Origin of the sequence: Kribbella sp. NPDC023972, assembly GCF_040639075.1 — a bacterium.
Taxonomy (GTDB): domain Bacteria; phylum Actinomycetota; class Actinomycetes; order Propionibacteriales; family Kribbellaceae; genus Kribbella.
The window spans coordinates 584,946-604,725 of sequence record NZ_JBEZZH010000001.1 but is presented as its reverse complement, the minus strand read 5'-3'; the positions used below and the strand labels follow the sequence as shown (position 1 = coordinate 604,725).

General features: G+C 67.8%; 18 protein-coding genes. 16 read left to right on the top strand and 2 right to left on the bottom strand.

Translation table 11 applies throughout. From position 1 onward, the window contains the following. Entirely contained in the window at window positions 1-1,230 is a 1,230-nt protein-coding gene (locus tag AB0F43_RS02690) for a glycosyltransferase family 4 protein (protein WP_360469650.1), read from the bottom strand. After that, window positions 1,227-2,549 carry a nucleotide sugar dehydrogenase gene (locus AB0F43_RS02685; RefSeq protein WP_360469646.1) on the bottom strand — a complete coding sequence of 441 codons (1,323 nt, stop codon included), beginning with the start codon at window positions 2,547-2,549 and terminating at the stop codon, window positions 1,227-1,229. The genes AB0F43_RS02690 and AB0F43_RS02685 overlap by 4 nt, the downstream gene beginning before the upstream one ends. A 173-nt stretch (window positions 2,550-2,722) precedes the next feature. On the opposite strand from AB0F43_RS02685, the gene AB0F43_RS02680 reads away from it, so the two are divergent. The 16 genes from AB0F43_RS02680 to AB0F43_RS02605 all read left to right on the top strand — a co-directional run bounded on the left by AB0F43_RS02680 (window position 2,723) and on the right by AB0F43_RS02605 (window position 19,710). Next, complete coding sequence (locus AB0F43_RS02680; protein ID WP_360469644.1) at window positions 2,723-3,817, top strand: SDR family oxidoreductase; 1,095 nt, start codon at window positions 2,723-2,725, stop codon at window positions 3,815-3,817. After that, window positions 3,817-5,049 carry a class I SAM-dependent methyltransferase gene (locus AB0F43_RS02675; RefSeq protein WP_360469641.1) on the top strand — a complete coding sequence of 411 codons (1,233 nt, stop codon included), beginning with the start codon at window positions 3,817-3,819 and terminating at the stop codon, window positions 5,047-5,049. The genes AB0F43_RS02680 and AB0F43_RS02675 overlap by 1 nt, the downstream gene beginning before the upstream one ends. 20 nt (window positions 5,050-5,069) lie before the next feature. Next, window positions 5,070-5,915, top strand: coding sequence for a sugar phosphate nucleotidyltransferase (locus AB0F43_RS02670; RefSeq protein WP_360469639.1), 846 nt, complete (start codon window positions 5,070-5,072; stop codon window positions 5,913-5,915). Then, window positions 5,915-6,565 (top strand): PIG-L family deacetylase, encoded by a 651-nt coding sequence (locus AB0F43_RS02665; RefSeq protein ID WP_360469636.1) that lies wholly within the window; start codon window positions 5,915-5,917, stop codon window positions 6,563-6,565. Before AB0F43_RS02670 ends, AB0F43_RS02665 begins: the two co-directional genes overlap by 1 nt. Window positions 6,566-6,590: 25 nt before the next feature. Then, complete coding sequence (locus tag AB0F43_RS02660; protein ID WP_360469633.1) at window positions 6,591-7,166, top strand: dTDP-4-dehydrorhamnose 3,5-epimerase family protein; 576 nt, start codon at window positions 6,591-6,593, stop codon at window positions 7,164-7,166. Next, window positions 7,138-8,442: a methyltransferase C-terminal domain-containing protein gene (locus tag AB0F43_RS02655; RefSeq protein WP_360469631.1), complete on the top strand. Its 1,305-nt coding sequence runs from the start codon at window positions 7,138-7,140 to the stop codon at window positions 8,440-8,442. Before AB0F43_RS02660 ends, AB0F43_RS02655 begins: the two co-directional genes overlap by 29 nt. A 2-nt stretch (window positions 8,443-8,444) precedes the next feature. After that, entirely contained in the window at window positions 8,445-9,644 is a 1,200-nt protein-coding gene (locus AB0F43_RS02650; protein ID WP_360469628.1) for an HAD-IIIA family hydrolase, read from the top strand. Next, window positions 9,634-10,797 carry a glycosyltransferase family 1 protein gene (locus AB0F43_RS02645; protein ID WP_360469625.1) on the top strand — a complete coding sequence of 388 codons (1,164 nt, stop codon included), beginning with the start codon at window positions 9,634-9,636 and terminating at the stop codon, window positions 10,795-10,797. Before AB0F43_RS02650 ends, AB0F43_RS02645 begins: the two co-directional genes overlap by 11 nt. Then, a complete protein-coding gene (locus AB0F43_RS02640) occupies window positions 10,794-11,045 on the top strand; it encodes a hypothetical protein (protein WP_360469622.1) in 252 nt (83 codons plus the stop codon). Before AB0F43_RS02645 ends, AB0F43_RS02640 begins: the two co-directional genes overlap by 4 nt. A gap of 450 nt (window positions 11,046-11,495) precedes the next feature. Next, a complete protein-coding gene (locus AB0F43_RS02635; protein WP_360469619.1) occupies window positions 11,496-13,148 on the top strand; it encodes a right-handed parallel beta-helix repeat-containing protein in 1,653 nt (550 codons plus the stop codon). A gap of 464 nt (window positions 13,149-13,612) precedes the next feature. Further along, the gene (locus AB0F43_RS02630; protein WP_360469617.1) at window positions 13,613-14,725 is read left to right on the top strand and encodes an NAD-dependent epimerase/dehydratase family protein; all 1,113 of its coding nucleotides are present in this window, start codon (window positions 13,613-13,615) and stop codon (window positions 14,723-14,725) included. Further along, entirely contained in the window at window positions 14,722-15,426 is a 705-nt protein-coding gene (locus AB0F43_RS02625; protein ID WP_360469616.1) for a nucleotidyltransferase family protein, read from the top strand. Before AB0F43_RS02630 ends, AB0F43_RS02625 begins: the two co-directional genes overlap by 4 nt. Then, on the top strand, window positions 15,423-16,412 hold the full coding sequence (locus tag AB0F43_RS02620; RefSeq protein ID WP_360469613.1) for a hypothetical protein: 990 nt from the start codon (window positions 15,423-15,425) through the stop codon (window positions 16,410-16,412). Before AB0F43_RS02625 ends, AB0F43_RS02620 begins: the two co-directional genes overlap by 4 nt. A 10-nt stretch (window positions 16,413-16,422) precedes the next feature. Next, on the top strand, window positions 16,423-17,760 hold the full coding sequence (locus AB0F43_RS02615) for a hypothetical protein (protein WP_360469610.1): 1,338 nt from the start codon (window positions 16,423-16,425) through the stop codon (window positions 17,758-17,760). A gap of 13 nt (window positions 17,761-17,773) precedes the next feature. Continuing rightward, the gene (locus AB0F43_RS02610) at window positions 17,774-18,712 is read left to right on the top strand and encodes a glycosyltransferase (protein WP_360469608.1); all 939 of its coding nucleotides are present in this window, start codon (window positions 17,774-17,776) and stop codon (window positions 18,710-18,712) included. Window positions 18,713-18,738: 26 nt separating this feature from the next. After that, complete coding sequence (locus AB0F43_RS02605) at window positions 18,739-19,710, top strand: hypothetical protein (RefSeq protein WP_360469605.1); 972 nt, start codon at window positions 18,739-18,741, stop codon at window positions 19,708-19,710. Window positions 19,711-19,780: the final 70 nt, after the last annotated feature.

Here is a 19,780-nt window from a genome sequence, read left to right as displayed (position 1 = left end):
TCAGGACCCCGCAGCCTGCGGGAAGCGCCTGGCCACACTCGAGTGACCGGTGAGCTGGTCGTACACCTCGAGGTAGGCCGTCCGCTGGTGGTTCCAGGCGAGCACCTGCTCGACCCGTTCGCGACCGAGCCGGGCCATCCGGCGGCGGCGTACCTCGTCGTCCAGCAGGTCGACGATGGCCTGGCCGTACTTCGTCACGTCGTTCGGCTCGACGTACACCGCGGCGTCGGCGGCCGACACCTTGGTCTCGATCAGGTCGAACGCGACGACCGGCAACTCGAACGCCATGTACTCCATCGTCTTGTTCATCGTGGAGACGTCGTTGAGCGGATTCTTCGGGTCTGGCGACAGCCCGAGGTCGGCCGTCGACATCACTGTGCGGACCGTCTCGTCCGGCACCCGGCCGGTGAACTCGACATGGTCGGCCAGACCCAGCTCGTCCCGCAGCGCGACCGCCTCGTCGAAGGCGTCGCCGCCACCCATCAGGGTGAACGCGATATCCGTCCGGCCGAGCTTGTTGACGATCACGTCCGCCGAGCGGACGACGATGTCGACCCCGTCCTGCGGACCCATCACGCCGATGTAGGTGACCAGGTAGCGGTGACCGCGCCGAACCGACTCGTCGGCCTGGCCCCGGCGCAGCTTGTCCGGATCCGGCCCGGTGCGTACGACGGTCACGTCGTGGTTGGCCTTGCCGCTGCGGGTGATCGCGATGTGACGGTACGAGTCGTTCGTCGAGATGACGTGGTCGGCCGTGCGGTGCGTCCGCCGCTCCAGCCAGCGCAGTCCCTTGTACGCCGGGCTCGTCGTACCGCCGAAGCGGGACTGGAACAGCTCCGGGCACAGGTCGTGGTGGTCGAACACGAACCGGGTCCGGTCGAGGCGGCGCAACAGCATCCCGATCGGCCAGAAGATGTCCGGCGGGTTGCACGCCTGCAGCACCTTGAACTTGCCGGCCTTCCGGGCCCGCAGCACCAGCCGCAGCGTCATCAGGAACGAGTAGGCGTACTCCGCGACGAAGCTGAGCCTGCTGCCGCCCGGCGCGTACGCCTTGTACTTGTGCACGGTGACACCGTCGAGCACCTGGTACGACGGATCGCCCGGGCCCTTCGGACACACCACCGTCACGTCGTACCCAGAGGCCGTCAGGGCCTGGCACTCCAGCCAGACCCGGCGGTCGAACGGAACCCACAGGTTCTGGATGATGATGAGGACGCGGGGACCGCTCACCAGGCCACTCCTTCGTATCCGGGCAGCGCCTCGACCTCGGCGCCGAGCCGGCCGGTCAGGTCGATGGTGCGGGCCGGCGGGGTGGTGAGCAGCGCGCTGACGGCCGCGGGGTCGGTGGCCGAGACCAGCGCCACGTCGGCGCCTCGCAGCGCCTCGATGGCGTCGGCGGTCAGCACGCGCTGCAGGTGCGGCAGCTTGGACCGCACGTGCCGCAGGTTGGCGCCGACCAGGCGGCTCGGGTTCACGATCGCGTCGTAGATGCGAAGGTTGTAGCCCTTGCCGATCAGCCGCTCGGCCAGTTCGACACTCGGGCTCTCCCGCAGGTCGTCCGTCGCGGTCTTGAAGCTCAGGCCGAGCAACGCGACCTCACGGCCCGGTCCGGCCACGACCCGGTCGACCACGTCGCGGACGGTCAGCTCGTTGGTCGCGAGCGTGCCGGCCAGCAGCGGCAGGTCGGTGTCCTTGACCCGGGCCAGCTGCAGCACCGAGCGCAGGTCCTTCGGCAGGCACGAGCCGCCGAACGCGAACCCCGGCCGCAGGTAGTACGGCGAGATGTTGAGGGTGGTGTCCTGGACGAACAGCCGCATGACCTCGCGCGAGTCCACGCCGTAGTGCCGAAAGATGCGCCCCATCTCGTTCGCGAACGAGACCTTGGTCGCGTGAAACGCGTTGCACGCGTACTTGAGCGCCTCCGCGGTCCGTACATCGACCACCTGCACCTCGGCCGGGAGGAAGCTGAACAGGTCGATCAGGGCGGTACCGACCCACGGGTTCCTGGTGCCGACCACGACGAACGGCGGGTCGTAGAAATCGGCCAGCCCGGACCCCTCCCGCAGGAACTCCGGGCACATCGCCGTACCGAAGCTGAAGTCGCCGGAGGCGGGCACCTCGGCCAGCACCTGCTCGACGACCTCGTCGACGGTGCCCGGCGGGACGGTGCTGCGGACGACGATGCTGTGGAAACCGGAGGCCGGCGGATCGACCACCCCGGCCGTTTCCGCGATGTCGCGGATCGCGCGCCGGATGTAGGTCAGGTCGGTACTGCCGCTGGGAGTCGACGGCGTTCCCACACAGATCAGGGAGACGTCCGCTCCGTCCAGGGCCGGTCGCGGATCGGTGGTCGCGTGCAGTCTGCCCGCGGTCACCCCCGCCGCTACCAGCTCGTCCAGCCCCGGCTCGACCACCGGGCTGTGCCCCTCGGTGATCGGACCGACCTTGGCGATGTCGACATCGACCCCCCAGACGTCGTGGCCGTTGGCGGCCAGACACGCCGCCGTCACCGACCCCACGTAGCCCAAGCCGAATACGGCAACCTTCATAACGCCCCCCAATTGAGCGTGGAACCCCCAGTGCTGCTGTCAGCCCTCTATGGAGCGACCACCAGGCGGCGCTGATACACCGGAATTCCCCGAATCGAATCCCGGGCCGATGTATCAGGGGGCCCGCTCGGTGATCTTTTCTAGCGACGACAGCCGAGCGGAGGAGCAGGCGGATGAGAGTGCTGGTCACGGGGGATCGGGGTTACATCGGGGCGGTGATGGTGCCGTTCCTGCGGGCTGCCGGCCACCAGGTGGACGGGCTGGACACCGGGCTCTACGAGGGCTGTGACCTGCTCGGCGGCCCGGACCCGATCGGTTCCCGCGCGCCGCGCGACATGCGCGACGTCGGCCCGGCCGAGCTCGAGGGGTACGACGCGGTCGTCTGCCTGGCCGCGTTGTCGAACGACCCGCTCGGCCACCTGAACCGCGAGGCGACGTACTCGGTCAACCTGGACGGCACGCTCAGAGTCGCCCGGGCGGCCAAGGACGCCGGGATCGAGCGGTTCCTGTTCGCCTCCTCCTGCAGCCTGTACGGCGCGGCCGGCTCCGAGGCGGTCGCGGAGGACGGCGAGCTGTTCCCGGTCACGCCGTACGGCGAGACCAAGGCGCTGGCCGAGAAGGAGCTGTCCACGCTCGCCGACGACAACTTCAGCCCCACCTATCTGCGCAACGCGACCGCGTACGGCGCCTCCACCCGGCTCCGGCTGGACATCGTGGTGAACAACCTGACCGCGCTCGCGATGACGAGCGGCCAGATCCGGCTGCAGAGCGACGGGACGCCGTGGCGGCCGCTGGTCCACATCGAGGACATCAGCCGGGCGTTCCTGACGGTGCTCGAGTCGCCCCGGAAAGTGATCCACGACCAGGCGTTCAACGTCGGCCGGCCCGAGGACGTGGTCCAGGTCCGCGACATCGCCGAGATGGTCCGCGACGCCATCCCCGGCTCGACCCTGTCGATCGCCGACGGCGCCGGTCCGGACCTGCGCAACTACAAGGTCGACTTCAGCAAGCTGAACGACACCTTCCCCGACCTGCGGCTGCAGTGGACGGTGCGCAAAGGCGTCGACGAGCTGGCCGCCGCGTACGAGCGGCACGGCCTGACCCAGGCCGACTTCGACTCCGCGCAGTTCGTCCGGCTGCGCCGGATCCAGCAACTGCGGTCGGCGGGCCTGGTCGACGACCAGCTGCGGCGGCTGACCGATGACCAGTTCCCGGGCCCGGGGGCGCCAGCCTTCATCGCAACCAACACAGTCGAGGAGAAGCACTGATGGGGGAATCAGTCGGCTGCCGCCTGTGTGGCGAGCCTTTGACCCGTACGTTCGTCGACCTGGGGATGTCGCCGCCGTGCGAGAGCTACCTGCGGGCCGACCAGCTCGACAGCGGTGAGACGTTCTACCCGCTGAACGTTCGCATCTGTGACAACTGCCTGCTCGTGCAGCTGCCGGCGTACGTCGCGGCCGAGGACGTGTTCACCGACTACGCCTACTTCTCGTCGTACTCGACCAGCTGGGTGGAGCACGCCCGGCGGTTCGTGGTGGACATGCAGGACCGGCTCGGGCTCGGGCCGGACAGCCTGGTGGTCGAGGCCGCCAGCAACGACGGCTACCTGCTCCAGCACGCGGTCGCGCTCGGCATCCCAGTGCTGGGCATCGAGCCGGCCGCGAACATCGCCGCGGTCGCCAACGAGAAGGGCATCCGGACCGAGAGCTACTTCCTCGGTGAGGCGACCGGCACCGACGCCGCGGCCCGGTACGGCAAGGCCGACCTGGTGGTCGGCAACAACGTGTTCGCGCACGTGCCGGACATCATCGACTTCGCCAAGGGCCTGCGGGCGCTGGTGAAGGACGACGGCCTGGTGTCGCTGGAGTTCCCGCATCTGCTCCGGCTGATCGAGGGCCGCCAGTACGACACGATCTACCACGAGCACTACTCGTACCTGACCTTGAAGACCGCCGCGGCCGCGCTGGAGAAGGCCGGCCTGAAGGTGGTCGACGTACAGGAGCTGGTCAGCCACGGCGGGTCGTTGCGCCTGATGTCGCAGCCGGCCGAAACGGCGGGGGAGCCGTCCGAGCTGGTGCTCAAGGTCCTGAAGGACGAAGAGGACGCCGGGCTGCACACCGTCGAGGGGCACGCCGGGTTCGCCAAGGACGTGTTCGCGATCAAGGCGGACCTGGTCAGCTTCCTGGTCAGCGCCGCCCGGGCCGGCAAGTCGGTCGCCGGGTACGGCGCCCCCGGCAAGGGCAACACGCTGCTGAACCACTGCGGGATCCGCGAGGACCTGCTGCCGTTCACGGTCGACCGCAGCCCGTACAAGCACGGCCTGTTCCTGCCCGGTACGCACATCCCGATCCACCCGCCGGAGCGGCTGGCCGAGGCGCGCCCGGACTACATCGTGATCCTGCCGTGGAACCTGCGCGAGGAGATCGTCCACCAGTTGGCCTACGCACGGGAGTGGGGCGCGAAGTTCGTCGTACCCATCCCGCGCCTCGAAGTGATCTGAAGACGGGGAGGGAAAAAGCAATGAAGGTCGTGATCTTCTGTGGGGGGTTCGGGCTGCGGATGCGCAGCGGGGTGGACTCCGCACCGAAACCGATGATGACGATCGGCGACCGGCCGGTCCTGTGGCACGTGATGCGCTACTACGCGCACTTCGGCCACACCGAGTTCATCCTCTGCCTGGGGTTCGGCGGCTCGGCGGTCAAGGAGTACTTCCTGCGCTACGAGGAGACGGTTTCCAACAACTTCGTGATGACCAAGGGCGGGCAGCGGATCGAGCTGCTCGACTCCGACATCAGCGAGTGGAAGATCACCTTCGTCGACACCGGCATCGACACCTCCATCGGCGAACGCCTGCGCCGGGTCCGGCCGTACCTGGAGGACGACGACGTCTTCCTGGCCAACTACGGCGACGTGCTGACCGACGCGCCGATGGACAAGATCGTCGACCACGTGATCACCAGCGACATCACCGCCAGCCTGCTCGCGGTCCCGCCGCAGGCGTCGTTCCACGTCGTCGAGTTCGGCACCGACTCGCGGATCACCGGCCTGCGGTCGGCCGCCGACCTGAACGTCTGGATCAACGGCGGGTACTTCGTGCTCAAGAAGGACATCTTCGACGTCCTGCACGAGGACGAGGACCTGGTCGGCGACGCGTTCCCGCGGCTGGCCGCGATGAGGAAGCTGGAGGCGATCCCGCACCACGGGTTCTGGGCGCCGATGGACACGCTCAAGGAACGCAGCCAGCTCGAGGAGCTGTACCGGTCCGGGAAGAAGCCGTGGGCGCTCTGGTCGCACCAGACTCGCGAGCAGAACGGCCTGGTTGTCGACAAGGCGGGCCTCGGCGGCCCGGTAGCGGTGGCGCTCTGATGCTCTCGTTCCAGCTCGGCCTGATCGACGGACCTGTCCACCTGGTTGCCCTCGGCGCCCATCCGGACGACATCGAGATCGGCTGCGGCGGCACGCTGCTGAAGCTGGCCGACTCGGTGCCGGAGCTGTCCGCCGAGTTCGTGATCGCGACCGGTACGCCGTTGCGCCTGGAGGAGGCCCGCCGCGCGGCGGAGCTGTTCCTGCCGGACTGCGAGGTGACCGTCACGTCGGCCGAGCTGCCGGACGGCCGGCTGCCGGCGTACTGGAACCAGACCAAGGAGTTGCTCGAGGCAACGGCTCGGGGCGGCCGCCGGCCGGACCTGGTGCTCGCGCCGAGCAAGACCGACGCGCACCAGGACCACCGGCTGATCGCCGAGCTGGCGCCGACGGTCTGGCGCAACCACCTGGTGCTGCACTACGAGATCCCCAAGTGGGACGGCGACGTCAGCCGGCCGTGCCTGTACGTCGAACTGTCCGAGGAGCAGCTCCGCGAGAAGGTCGCGCTGCTGCACAAGGCCTACCCGTCCCAGGTCGCGCACAACTGGTTCGACGAAGAGGTGTTCGCCGGGCTGGCCCGGCTGCGCGGAATGGAGTGCCGGGCGAAGTACGCCGAGGCGTTCACGACTGCGAAGGCGGTTCTCACGTGGTGATCCTCATGTGCCGCGGGTGCGACCGATGAAGGCGACACGGGTCGAGGCGATCGCCGGCGCATACCTTTTCGAGCCCATGCCGCACGTCGACGAGCGCGGATTCTTCGCCCGGACCTTCGACGCCGATGTGGCGCGCTCAGTCGGGATCGACCCCGGCGCTTTTGTCCAGGACAGCCTGTCGCGCTCGGCAAAAGGTGTGCTGCGTGGCATGCATCTGCGCTCCGGCGCAGGTGAAGCGAAGCTGGTTCGCTGCTCATACGGTGCGGTGCTGGACGTGATCGTCGATCTGCGGCCGGAATCCCCGACGTTCTTGAACAAGGCCAGCTTCACCCTTACCGGTGACAGTCAGCGTTCGCTTTACGTTCCGGCGGGATGTGCGCATGGGTTCCAGGCGCTCAGCGAGCCGGCAGATGTGTCCTACCGCATCGATCGCCGGCACGAGCCGTCCGAGGATGTCGCGATCGCCTACGACGACCCAGACCTCGCGATCGCCTGGCCGCTGCCGGTCAGTTTGCGATCCGGCCGGGACGCCGAGGCGGGCTCGCTCGCCGACGCCCTCGCGCTGATTCGCGGTGCCCGGACAGAACGGAGCAACCGATGACCCACCAGCAAGCGAAACACCGAAGGAGGCGGAGCATGGCACATATCGCGTCGATCTCTCAGCTCCAGACCCCGCAGCGGGCATCCGTGAACTGCGGAACTGCGAAGGCGGTTCTCACGTGGTGACCTTCACTTGCCGCGGGTGCGGGTCGAAAGACACCGCGCGCGTGGTCGACCTCGGGGCGCAGCCGTGCGCCGACCACTTTCCGCCGGTGGCCACCGCCGGCGAGGACCCGCGCTGGCCGCTCGAGCTGTGGCTGTGCCGGTCCTGCACACTGGTCCAGCTGGGCCCGGTGGAGCCGCAGTTGCCGGAGCCGCCGCTGGCGATCGAGTCGGCGACCAGCCTGGCGCACGCCGAGACCTCGGTAAAGGAGATCCTGCGCGACCACCCGGAGATCGCCGGCGGGGTCGTGCACGAGTTCGCCAGCCACCACGGCGGCTCCTGGCTCGGCCACCTGCGCGCGGCCGGCTGCCGGACCACCGAGGGCGACGAGCGCGCCGACCTGGTCGTCGACGTGCACGGCATCGCGCACGAGCCGGTGGTCGGGGAAATGCTCAGGCTCCGCGCAGACCGGCTGGCCCCATCCGGATTGCTGGTGCTGGAGTTCCACCACCTGCTTCCGCTGGTCGAGGGCAACCAGTTCGACACCATCCGGCACGGCCACTGGTCGTACCTGTCGCTGGGCGCGGTGGTTCGGCTGGCCGCGATCCACGAACTGGTCGTGGTGTCGGTCCGCGAGGTCAACCTGTTCGGCGGCAGCCTGCAGGTGATGCTGCGGCACGAGTCCGCGGGGATCGGCGCCGACGACTCGGTCCGCGAGGTGCTGGCCCGCGAGGCGGCCGCCGGCATCGACGCCGAGCCGCGCCTGACCACCCTGCACGAGCACGCCGTCACCGCCGCAACCGCGCTGCACGACATGCTCGCCGGCTACCAGGCGGACGGCCGCAGCGTCGTCGCGTATGGCGCACCGTCGAAGGCGCCCGTCCTCCTCGACCTGGCGAAGGTGGGGCCCGACCTGTTGCCGTTCACCGTCGACGCGTCACCGGCCAAGCACGGCCGCCGGATCCCTGGCAGCGGCGTACCGATCCGGTCGATCGACGACCTGCGCGCCGCGCGGCCGGACGTCGTCCTCGTGCTGACCTGGGACATCGTCGATGAGGTGATGTCCCAGCTCGAGGCCGACGGCGCTGGTTGGGGCGCCACCTACGTCGTGCCTCTGCCAGAGCCACACCCCGTAACAACCGCGGATGCTGTAAACGACGCCGGGAGGCGGTAACAATGGGCCAAGCAGGAGTTCTGCTCGACCGGGACGGCACGATCATCGTCGACCACGGCTACGTGGGAACAGTTGACCGAGTTGAGTTCATCGAGGGGTCGATCGAGGCGATCGCCGCGCTCAACCGGGCCGGCATCCCGGTAGCGGTGGTTACCAACCAGTCCGGCGTCGCTCGCGGCCTCTACGGGATCGAAGACGTCCAACAGGTGCACAAGCACATGATCGCCGAGCTGGCCCGTAAGGGCGGGCACATCGATCTCTGGTTGTTCTGCCCCTACCATCCCGACGGCACTGTCGAGTCCTTCGCCCGCGCCAGCGCCGATCGTAAGCCGGCCGCAGGGATGGCCCTGGCCGCGGCTGAGGCGCTCGACCTGGACCTTTCGGCGTCTTGGGTGGTGGGCGACAGCAGCGCCGACATCGGCCTGGCCAGGTCTGTCGGAGCATGTCCGGTGCACATTGGCCGACCAGGTGCGGCCGAGCCAGGGGTGACTTCGTACCAAGACCTCACGGCCGCGGTCGAGTTCATCCTCGGGCAACACGCCGCCAACGGTGCCAACTGCACCGGCCAGGACACCGGTCGGCCTCGGTTCCCGGCGCATCGGTTCGATCGAGCCGACGCATACGGTGGCGAGTACGTCACCGAACTCTCCCGCGCATTCGGCACCGTCGACCTGCCTCAGCTCCACCGAGCCGCCGAGATCCTGCTGGCCGCCCACCACCGCGATGCGGCGGTTTTCGCCTGCGGGAACGGCGGGTCGGCATCCATCGCCAACCACCTGCAATGCGATCACGTGAAGGGCGTCCGCACCGGCACCGATCTCAACACCCGGGTGTACAGCCTCAGCACCAACGTCGAGCTGTTCAGCGCGATCGCCAACGACATCGGGTACGACGCTGTCTTCGAGTACCAGCTGCAGTCGCAGGCACGCGCGGGCGACGTGCTCATTGTCATCTCGTCATCGGGCCGGTCGCCCAACATCGTCCGGGCCCTGGAGTGGGCGAATGCCAACGGCCTGTCGACGATCGCGCTCACGGGCTTCGACGGCGAGCCGGCGCGTTCCCTGAGCACGGTCTCGGTCCACGTCGACACCGGCAACTACGGGATCATCGAGGACGCGCACCAGGCCTGCATGCACCTGCTGGCGCAGTACGTGCGCCAGTCCCGGATGGCCGAGACCGAGGTCGCGGCGCATGTCTTCTGAATCGATGCGGGTTGCGATCAACCTGCTCACCGACGATCCGGCCAATCCGTCGGGTGCGCACTGGTTCTGGACCCGCATCATTCCCGAGATGGCCAAGCGGCTCACCGAGGACGAGCAGATCCACTTGCTGGTGAGCCCGAAGTCGCGACCGATGCACGAGGGCTACGGGCCGAACGTGCACTACATCATGTTTCCCTGGTCGAACGAGCGCCAATGGCCACGGACATTGAGCGAGCACCTCTACTCCCCGCTGCGGCTGCCGCCCGCGGGTATCGACGTGTTCAACACCTTGATGGCGCCTCTGGTCAAGCCGGCTCGGTCGCTCGTCATTCACTTCAAGACCATGCACGCCTATACGGCTCCGGAATCACTGCGCCCGGCGGCGCGGCTGTACCGGCGGATGAACTATCCCCGGTCGGCCCGGGTAGCCGACGCGATCATCATCAACTCGCACAGCCTGCGGCAGGAGGTGCTGCGATACCTCGACGTTGACCCGGCGAAACTGCACCTGATCCCGGAGGCGGTGGATCACGATCTGTTCCACCCCGGTGACCGCGACGACGCTTCTCGCCTGGTGAGCGAGAGGTACGGCGTCGCCAAGCCCTTCGTGCTGTTCGTGTCATCGCTCTGGCCGTACAAGAACTGCGCGGGCCTGCTTCGCGCTTTCGCGGCGGCCAGGTCGGAGCTCGGCGGCCGACAGCTCGTCCTGGTCGGCGCCGGCCGTGATGTGGAGCACGTCACCGAGCTGCGCGCCCTCGCCGATGAGCTCGGCATCGCCGGCGACATCGTGTGGGTCGGCGGCGTGCCGCTGGAGGAGACGGTCCACTTCTACCGGGCCGCCGATGTCTTCGTGTACCCGTCCTTCAGCGAGACCTTCGGCCTGCCCCTGCTCGAGGCGATGGCATCCGCGTGCCCTGTGGTCACCTCGAACACCAGCGCGATGCCGGAGACGGCCGGTGGCGCGGCGCTGCTCGCGGACCCCCGCGAACCCGAGGCGATCGCCGGTGCCATCGTCGAGGCGTGTGGCGCCGAGGGCGATCGGCTGCGCAGCTGCGGACCCCTGCGGGCGCGCGAGTTCACCTGGGCGGCAACGGCCGAGCGCACCCTGGCCGTGTACCGCGAGGTCCATGCTCGGCGACGTGACCACCGATGACAGAACGCAAGCAGCTTGACAGCCTGACGGGCCTGCGCATCCTGGCGGCGGTCTGGGTCATGCTCCATCACTTCCGTTCGGACACGCCAACACGAACATGGGAGTTTCCGCTGGTCGACCGATTCATCGTGCAAGGCATGTACGTCGACGATGACGCACGCCTGGTGGGGAGCGACCGCCTCACCAAACATCGCGGTCGACACCACACATTTCGCACCGGTTGCGCGAGCTCCTCGGCGCAGACCTGACCGGCTGACCGATATGAAGGAGCTTCCCATCATGCTCGAGCCGCCAGGCTCACGTGTGATTCAACGTGCACCGCGACATCCACAGCTGAAGCGACCACCTGAGCAGCGCCACACCCGCGCCACCGACCCCTGCCGCTGCCGCTTCGCCAGCCGATCCGGCTGGTGGCGGTTCTCGCTCAAACCGGCCGAAGTATCCCGGTGAGGTGGTAAATGGCGGCACATGGTTTGACCCGCTTCATGAGTACTGTCCGCAGCGGAGCTCGAGGGCGGGCAAGGCTTCCACGTGGCAGGTTGTGGATCGCAATCCTGGGCTTGCTGGGCTCGCTCGCGATAGCCGCGGCAGTCGCTGGGGACACCAGATCGCATAGGGGCGCGCTCGCGGTCGGCGATCAGCTCGCCGAGTGCCGAACCGACCCCGACGGCCACTGCTGGGTGAAACATTCGCTGAGCGTGGCTCCCACCAGGGTGCAGGTGACCCCGCTCCGCACGAAGAACGATCAGCCCTACCAGCTCTCCGTCGTACCGGGCTCGGAGCGCGTAGATCGGTTCCAGGTCCGCGCGGTGCTGCCGGACGGCCAGCCGAATTCCAGCAGCATGATCCGGTTCTCCTGGACATATGACGACCCGCCGATCTCCCAACCCCGGGCGTCGACCACGGTGGCGCCTACGACGGCTCCCACGGCCGCGCCGACCTCTTCGGCGTCGCCGCCGGCCAGTAACCCGGCCCGGGTTTGCGACACCGCCGAGCTCAATGCTGGCCCAACCACCCCGCCGACGGGCGCAGTAGCCATTGCGGCCGGCGACAACAGCGCCGTCGACTTCGGCCGCGCCGGCACCACGTACTGGTTCGCATCCGGCACACACACCCTCGGCTCGGACCAGTTCTCGCAGATCACCCCAGGGGACGGCGCGACATTCGTGGGCGCGCCCGGTGCGGTGCTCGACGGCCGGCGGATCAACCGGTATGCCTTCACCCAGCACGCCAAGAACGTGACGATCCGCTATCTGACGATCCGGGGCTTCGTGGCGCCCAACGACGAGGGCGTGGTCAATCATGACTCCGGCAACGGCTGGCTGATCGAGCACAACACCATAACCGGCAACGAGGGTGCCGCGCTGATGGCCGGCGCAGGTCAGCGGGTTCTCCGGAACTGCCTGAAGGACAACGGCCAGTACGGCATGAACGCATTCCAGGCCGGCAACGGCATCACCGGTCTCGTGGTGGACGGCAACGAGTTCGTCGGCAACAACACCGGCGACTGGGAAACCAAGAATCCGGGATGCGGCTGCACCGGGGCCATGAAGTTCTGGGCGGTGAACGGCGCGACGGTCCGGAACAACTGGATCCACAACAACCACGGCTCGGGTGTCTGGGCGGACACCAACAACAACGACTTCCTCGTCGAGAACAACCTCATCGAGGGCAACGATGGGATGGGGATCTTCTACGAGATCTCCTACAACGCGATCATTCGCGGCAACACGCTGCGAAACAACGCCTGGGTCGTTGGCCGTGAGTTCGCCAACCGCGGCGACAACTTCCCGATCGGCGCGATCTACCTGTCCGAGGCCGGTGGCGACTCACGGTTGCCGGCCCGCACGGCCTCGATAGATATCACCGCAAACATCTTCGAGAACAACTGGGGCGGCGTCGTGGCGTGGGAGAACGCCGACCGGTTCTGCAACAGCCCGGTCTCGGTGACTGCCGACTGCACCCTGGTCGTCGGTCCGCAGAACCTCGCGAAATGCTCGCAGCCCGCGATCGCGACCGAGCCGCTGTTCTCGGACTGCCGGTGGAAGACCCAACACCTCGACATCCACCACAACAAGTTCGTCTTCGACCCGGCCAAGGTCGCCGGTGGCTGCGCCGTCGCGTACTGCGGGCGGTCGGCGTTGTTCGCCAACTTCGGCACTGTCCCGAACTGGTCGCCCTACAAGGCCAGGGCGGTGCAGGAACTGATCACTTTCAAGAACGACAACAAGTGGCATGACAACACCTACGTCGGTCCGTGGCAGTTCGTGCCCTACGAGACCGGCCGGGTCATGGCACTCGCCCAGTGGCAGACCGCCCCATACTCGCAGGATGCCGGGTCCTCGGGATAGCGGTGGGCCCGCGGTCCTCGCAGGCACCCACCACCTGTGTCTGCAAGATCGGGACCGGTACCGCACGAACCCCGCTCTGCGTCCACGTCATCGCATCATCTGAGCTGGACGGACGGCGCGGGATTCGCCGGGCACTTTCTCGGCCTCGGGTGTATCAGAACGACCGCGCGGCGCTCTTATGGCCAGAACGCAGGACTGCTCGATACATGATCGATGCCATTGGGGGGCGCGATGAAGGTTGCCGTACGGCGTCGAGCGGCCATTCGTGCTCTTCGTCTCGTCGTTGTGGCCCTACAAGAACTGCGACGGCCTGCTTGGCGCGTTCGCGCTGGCCGAGACGGCAGGCCGCGCCTTGCTGCGGCCGCTCGGCCTGGCCCGCGCGGCGGAGTGCTCCTGGGCGCGCACGGGGAGCAGACCCTCGCGGTCTACCGCGAGGTCCATCGCGCCGGAGAGCGGGTGCGCGCATGAGGATCCTGGTGACAGGCGGGGCCGGCTTCATCGGCTCGCACACCTGCGACCGCCTGGTCGCCGAGGGCCACGACGTCGTGGTGCTCGATGCGCTCACGGCGCCGGTGCACCGTGACGGGCGCCCGTCGTACCTGACTCCCGGAGCCGACCTCTACGTCGGTGACGTGCGCAACCGTGAGCTGCTCGCCAACCTGCTGCGGCGTTGTGACGCAGTGTTCCATTTCGCCGCCTACCAGGACTACCTGACCGACTTCTCCCGGTTCACTGACGTCAACGTCACCTCGACCGCGCTGATCTTCGAGATCGCCGTGGCCGAGGGCCTGGATCTCCAGCGCGTGGTGGTGGCGTCCTCGCAGTCCGCCATGGGTGAGGGCCTCTACCACTGCCCGAAGGACGGCGACCAGACGCCGGGCATGCGGCTCGAGTCCGCGCTGCGCCGAGGGCAGTGGGAGATCCCGTGCCCGCAGTGCGGCGGCGAGCTCGAGCTACGGCGGACGCCCGAGACCGTGTCCAACCCGCAGAACGCCTACGGCATGTCCAAGTACGGCGAGGAGATGGTCGCGCTGAACCTCGGGCGCCGCTACGACATCCCGACGGTTGCGGTGCGCTACAGCATCGTGCAGGGGGCTCGCCAGTCGGTCTACAACGCCTACTCCGGGGCGTGCCGAATCTTCTGCCTCCACTACCTGCTCGGTAGCGCCCCCGCGCTCTACGAGGACGGCATGGCCGTCCGCGACTACGTCAACATCCACGACGTCGTAGACGCCAACCTCCTCGCGCTGGATGACAAGCGGGCCGCAGGCAGGGCGTTCAACGTCGGCGGCGGCACGCCGTACACGACCACAGAGTTCGCGGACGTCGTCCGGCGCCAGTACGGCTCGGACAAGGCGGGTGTGGTCAGCGGGGAGTACCGCTTCGGCGACACCCGCCACATCATCTCCGACCTCGCTGCACTGGAGGAACTCGGCTGGAAGCCGCGGCGCACGCCCGTCGACTCGGTCGCCGAGTACGCGGACTGGCTCGAGGGAATGCCGGGGCTCGATGAGATCCTCGCTGAGGCAGACGCCAAGATGCGTGCGCTCGGAGTCGTGCGGCAGGTGGAGTCGTGAAGGCGTTCGTGCTGGCCGCCGGCCTGGGCACTCGCCTCCGCCCGCTCACCGACCGGGTGCCGAAGTGCCTGGTCGAGGTCGGCGGACGTCCCATGCTGGATCACTGGCTCGATGCGCTCGCGTCGGCGGGCGTCGACGACGTACTGGTCAACGTGCACCACCTGCACGAGAAGGTCGAGAAACACGTCGCGGCCCGCGCCGGCCGGCCCCCGTTCGTGCGCGTGGTGCACGAGCCCGAGCTGCTCGGCAGTGCCGGGACGCTGCGCGCGAACAGGGACTTCGTGGCCGGTGAGTCCCACTTCCTGGCGATCTATGCGGACAACCTGACGACCTTCGACATCGGGCAGCTGGTGGACGCGCATCGCGCCGCTCCGTCGCTCGCCACGATCGCCGTGTTCCATGCACCGCGTCCTGAGCAGTGCGGGATCGTCGAGGTCCAGGACGGACTGGTCGTCGGCTTCGAGGAGAAGCCCGCGCACCCACGGAGCGACCTGGCGAATGCCGGTCTGTACGTCTTCGACGCCGCCGTGCTCGGCCTCATCGAGGGAGACCCGCCTGTCGACGTCGGCCGGCACCTGTTGCCCCAGCTGGTCGGCCGTTCCCGGGTCGTGGACGTGGGAGACGCCTTCTTTGTCGACGTCGGAACCCCAGAAGCGCTCGAGCAGGCACGCCGACGCTGGCCACGAGGCGCAGAACGATGATCATCACCCAGACGCCGCTGCGCATCGGCCTCGTCGGCGGCGGCACTGATCTGCCGGGCTACTATCGCGAGCACGGTGGCCGGGTGCTCAACGCCGCGATCGACAAGTACGTGTACGTCGTGGTGAAGCAGCGCTTCGACGACGACATCTACATCAACTACTCCCGCAAGGAGATCGTCAGCCGGGTCGCCGACGTGCAGCACGACCTCGTCCGGGAGGCCTTGCACATGGCCGGCATCCGCGGTGGTGTCGAGATCACCACCCTCGCCGACATCCCGTCGACCGGTTCCGGCCTGGGATCCTCCTCGTCGGTGACCGTGGGCCTGCTGCACGCCCTGTTCGCCTACCAGGGCGTACAAGTGTCCGCCGAGGAGTTGGCCGACCGCGCCTGCAACATCGAGATCCAACGCTGTGGAAAGCCGATCGGCAAGCAGGACCAGTACGCCGCGGCGTACGGCGGCATCTGCGACCTGCGGTTCGGTCCGGGCGACCAGGTCATGGTGGATCCGATCCGGTTGCGTCCGGAGTTGCACCGCGCCCTCCAGTCCGAGCTGATGCTCTTCTACACCGGCATCACGCGGAGCGCGGACAAGATCCTCAAGGAGCAGTCGGCGAACGTCGCTGACCGCCTCGCGCAGCTGGACCTGTTGAAGATGCTGGCCGGCGAGGCCGCCGACGGCCTGCGCAGGGGAGAGACCGAGGCGGTGGGGCTGGCCCTGGGGAAGAGCTGGCAGGCCAAGCGCGAGCTGGCCAGTGGCGTGAGCAGCTCCGCACTCGACCAGGCAGTCGACGCCGTGCTCGGCGCAGGAGCGACGGGCGCCAAGATCGCCGGGGCCGGCGGCGGCGGGTTCGTCCTGGTCTGCTGCCCGGTCGAGTACCAAGCCGCCGTCCGACGCGCGGTTCCCGAGCTGAAGGAGTTGCCCATCAAGATCGACCCCCACGGGTCTCGCGTGATCTTCAACGTACACCGAGACATCTGGGCCTGAGGGGGCAACTGTGCACACACCTGCTCGCCTGAGGCTCGGCGCCTGGCGACGGCATGGCACCACGCACCGACTGGGTTGGGGCCTCGCCGACCAGGCGGTGTCCAGCCTCACCAACTTCTTGGTCGTCATCTTGGTGGCTCGAGCGGTCGGCCCGAGCGGGTTCGGCATCTTCAGCCTGGTCTACGTGACCTACGGCGTCGCTCTCAACGTCTCGCGGGGCCTGGCCACCGATCCACTGGTGGTGCGCTACAGCGGCGTCTCGACCGACTGCTGGCGTCGTGCCGTGCGCAACGCCGCTGGTACCGCGCTCACCGTCGGATGCGTCATGGGTGCCGGTTGCGCGGCGCTGGGCCTCGTCTTGGGGGGTTCCCTCGGGGCAGCCTTCCTCGTCCTCGGCGTTGTGCTGCCCGGGTTGTTGCTGCAGGACAGCTGGAGGTACGCCTTTTTCGCGTCCGGACAGGGACGCAAGTCGTTCACCAACGACCTTGCGTGGGGGCTGGCACTGGTCCCGCTGATCGTCCTTGCCAGCCACGAGGGCGGAGTGCCCTGGTTCGTGTTCGCGTGGGGAGTAGCCGGTGGCGTCGCCGCACTCCTGGGCATCTTCCAGGCCAGGGTCCTTCCGCGCCCGACCGGGACGCGGATGTGGCTCACCCAGCAGCGCGAACTGGGGTCTCGCTACCTCGTCGAGAACGTGAGCATGAGCACGGTGAGCCAGCTGCGCTTCTTCAGCGTGGGAGCGATCGCGGGGTTGTCGGCCGTCGGCGAGGTGAAGGCCGCCGAGGTCCTGCTCGGGCCCTGGCTCGCGGTCCTGCAGGGCCTCAGCCTGGTTGCCGTTCCCGAAGCCGCACGGATGCTGCGCCGCTCGCTCCGCGCGTTTGTCGTCTTCTGCACGGCGCTGGCGATCGTGCAAGCCGTGGGCGTCGCCCTCTGGGGGCTGACGATCATGTTCCTGGTACCCGATGCGCTCGGTACCCGCCTGCTCGGCTCCCTGTGGGACCCGGCCGTGGCGCTCATGCTCCCCACCACCTTGGCCTTCATGGGCATCGGCTTCTGGAACGGCGCGGCTGCCGGTCTCCGAGGACTGGCCGCAGCCCCCAGGAGCCTGCGCGCCACGTTGATCTGCGCGTGCCTCTATCTGGTCGGAGGTGTCGGGGGCGGCGTCGCCGGCGGTGCACTCGGATCTGCCTGGGGTGTGGCCGCGGCGACCATGATCGGCACCGCCGTCTGGTGGTGGCAGTTCCGTGCCGGCCTCCGTGATCGCCGGCAAACGGACGCGGTGCCCGGCCTGACGGAGGCTGGACCAACCATCCCGACCGCATCTTCCGCACCGATCCCAACACGACCATGAAAGCGAGACCATCGTGACCGACAAACCAAGGCTCAGTATCGGGCTTCCCGTGTACAACGGGCGGCGCTATCTCGGCGAGGCGCTCGATTCATTGCTCGCTCAGAGTTTCACCAACTTCGAGCTGATCATCTCGGACAATGCCTCGACGGACGACACCCAAGAGATCTGCCGCCGGTACGCGGCCGAGGACCGGCGGATCAGGTACATTCGCCAACCTCGCAACATCGGCGCCAACCCGAACCACAACTTCCTCGTCCGCGAGGCCCGTGGGGAGTACTTCAAGTTTGCCGCCCACGACGACCTGTACGGCCGCGACCTGCTCGCTCGTTGTGTTGCGGCCCTCGATGCACACCCGGACGTTGTGCTCAGCCATGCGGACATGGCCATCATCGACGAAACCGGGACGCTCGTCCGGCGATACGAGTACACCCTGGCCACCGGCTCGGCGGACGCCAAGGAACGTTTTCGGAGCCTGGTCGTCACCGATGGCGCGGACGACGAGTACGGCGTGATCAGGACCGATGTGCTGCGAAGCATCCGCCCCAAGGACAGCTATCACCACTCCGGCCGACCGTGGATCGCCGAGCTCGCGTTCCGTGGTCGCTTCCACCAGGTCCCCGAGCTGTTGTACTTCCGGCGTGATCACCCCGACCGCGGCGACCGAAGGCCGTCCATACCTGCGGTGTGCGCCAATCTGGACCCACGCCGGGCCGGCCAGACAACCACTCGGCTGCTCGCCGAGTACGGGTGGCGATACCTCGAGGCCATCGCCCGAGCACCGCTGTCCCGCGGTGATCGGCTGGCCTGCTACCGGATTCTCGTATCCCATTTGACAAGAAGCGGATTCCACCGGGTGATCAGCCGAAATGGCGACCCGTTGTTCGTGGCGAGCCCACCGAAGACACCGGGCGATGCGACGTTCAAGGCCGCAGGAGGAGCTACCACGTCATGACCACAACAACGCAGTCGGGTGATTCCATGTCCGGTTCTCTGAGAGCAGGCGACCTTGTGCGGGTTCGCAGCAGGGAGGAGATCCTGGCGACTCTGGATGCCGACGGAAGGCTCGACGGGCAGCCGTTCATGCCCGAAATGCTGGAGTTCGCGGGCCGCGAGCTACCGGTGGACAAGATCGCCCACAAGACCTGCGACACGATCAACCGGCCTTCGACCGGTCTGCGCCGACTCGATCAAACGGTGCACCTCACCGATGCCCGCTGCGACGGAAGCGCCCATGGCGGCTGCCAGGCCGGTTGCCTGCTGTTCTGGCGGGAGGAGTGGTTGGAGACACCCGAAGGTGTCCCGCTTCGAGCGCGGCAGCCCGGATCGAACCCGGTGGCCACCGAGCAGACCCTGGTCGACGACACTGTCGCCGGAGTCGCCGATGACGGCGCGACGCTGTATCGCTGCGCCGCGACGGAAGTCGGGCGTGCTTCCAGCCCGCTGCCCAGCTATCTGCCCGGGCAGTACGTCGAGGACGTGCGATCGCGCAACTTCAGCGCGCTGTTCGTGATCCGCGGCCTGCTCATCCTGATGTTCAACAAGTTCCAGGCTTTGAGCCGTAAGCTCCCACGCCAACTGCGCATCGCCGATGGCCTCCCGTACCCGTTCTTCAAGGGCACCGGTCCGGGGCCCAAACCCGAGCCTTTGCGGCTGCAACCTGGCGAGCTGGTCGAGGTGAAGAGCAAGGAAGAGATCATGGCCGCGCTTGGCCCGAACAGCAAGAATCGAGGTCTCATCTTCGACGGCGAGATGCTGCCATTTTGCGGACGTCGGGCTCGGGTTCTGAAGTCGGTCGACAAGATCATCGAGGAGCACACCGGCCGAATGCTCCACCTTCGCGACTGCGTCATTCTCGATCAAGTCACCTGTGTGGGCAGATACCATCGATTCTGCCCTCGGGCAATTCACACCTATTGGCGCGAAGCGTGGTTGCGCAGAGTTGACGAGTAACGACTCGAAAGACATTGTCGTGTACACCGGCGTGGCCGGCGGCGCCGAACAACCTGATGGCGTTCTAGCC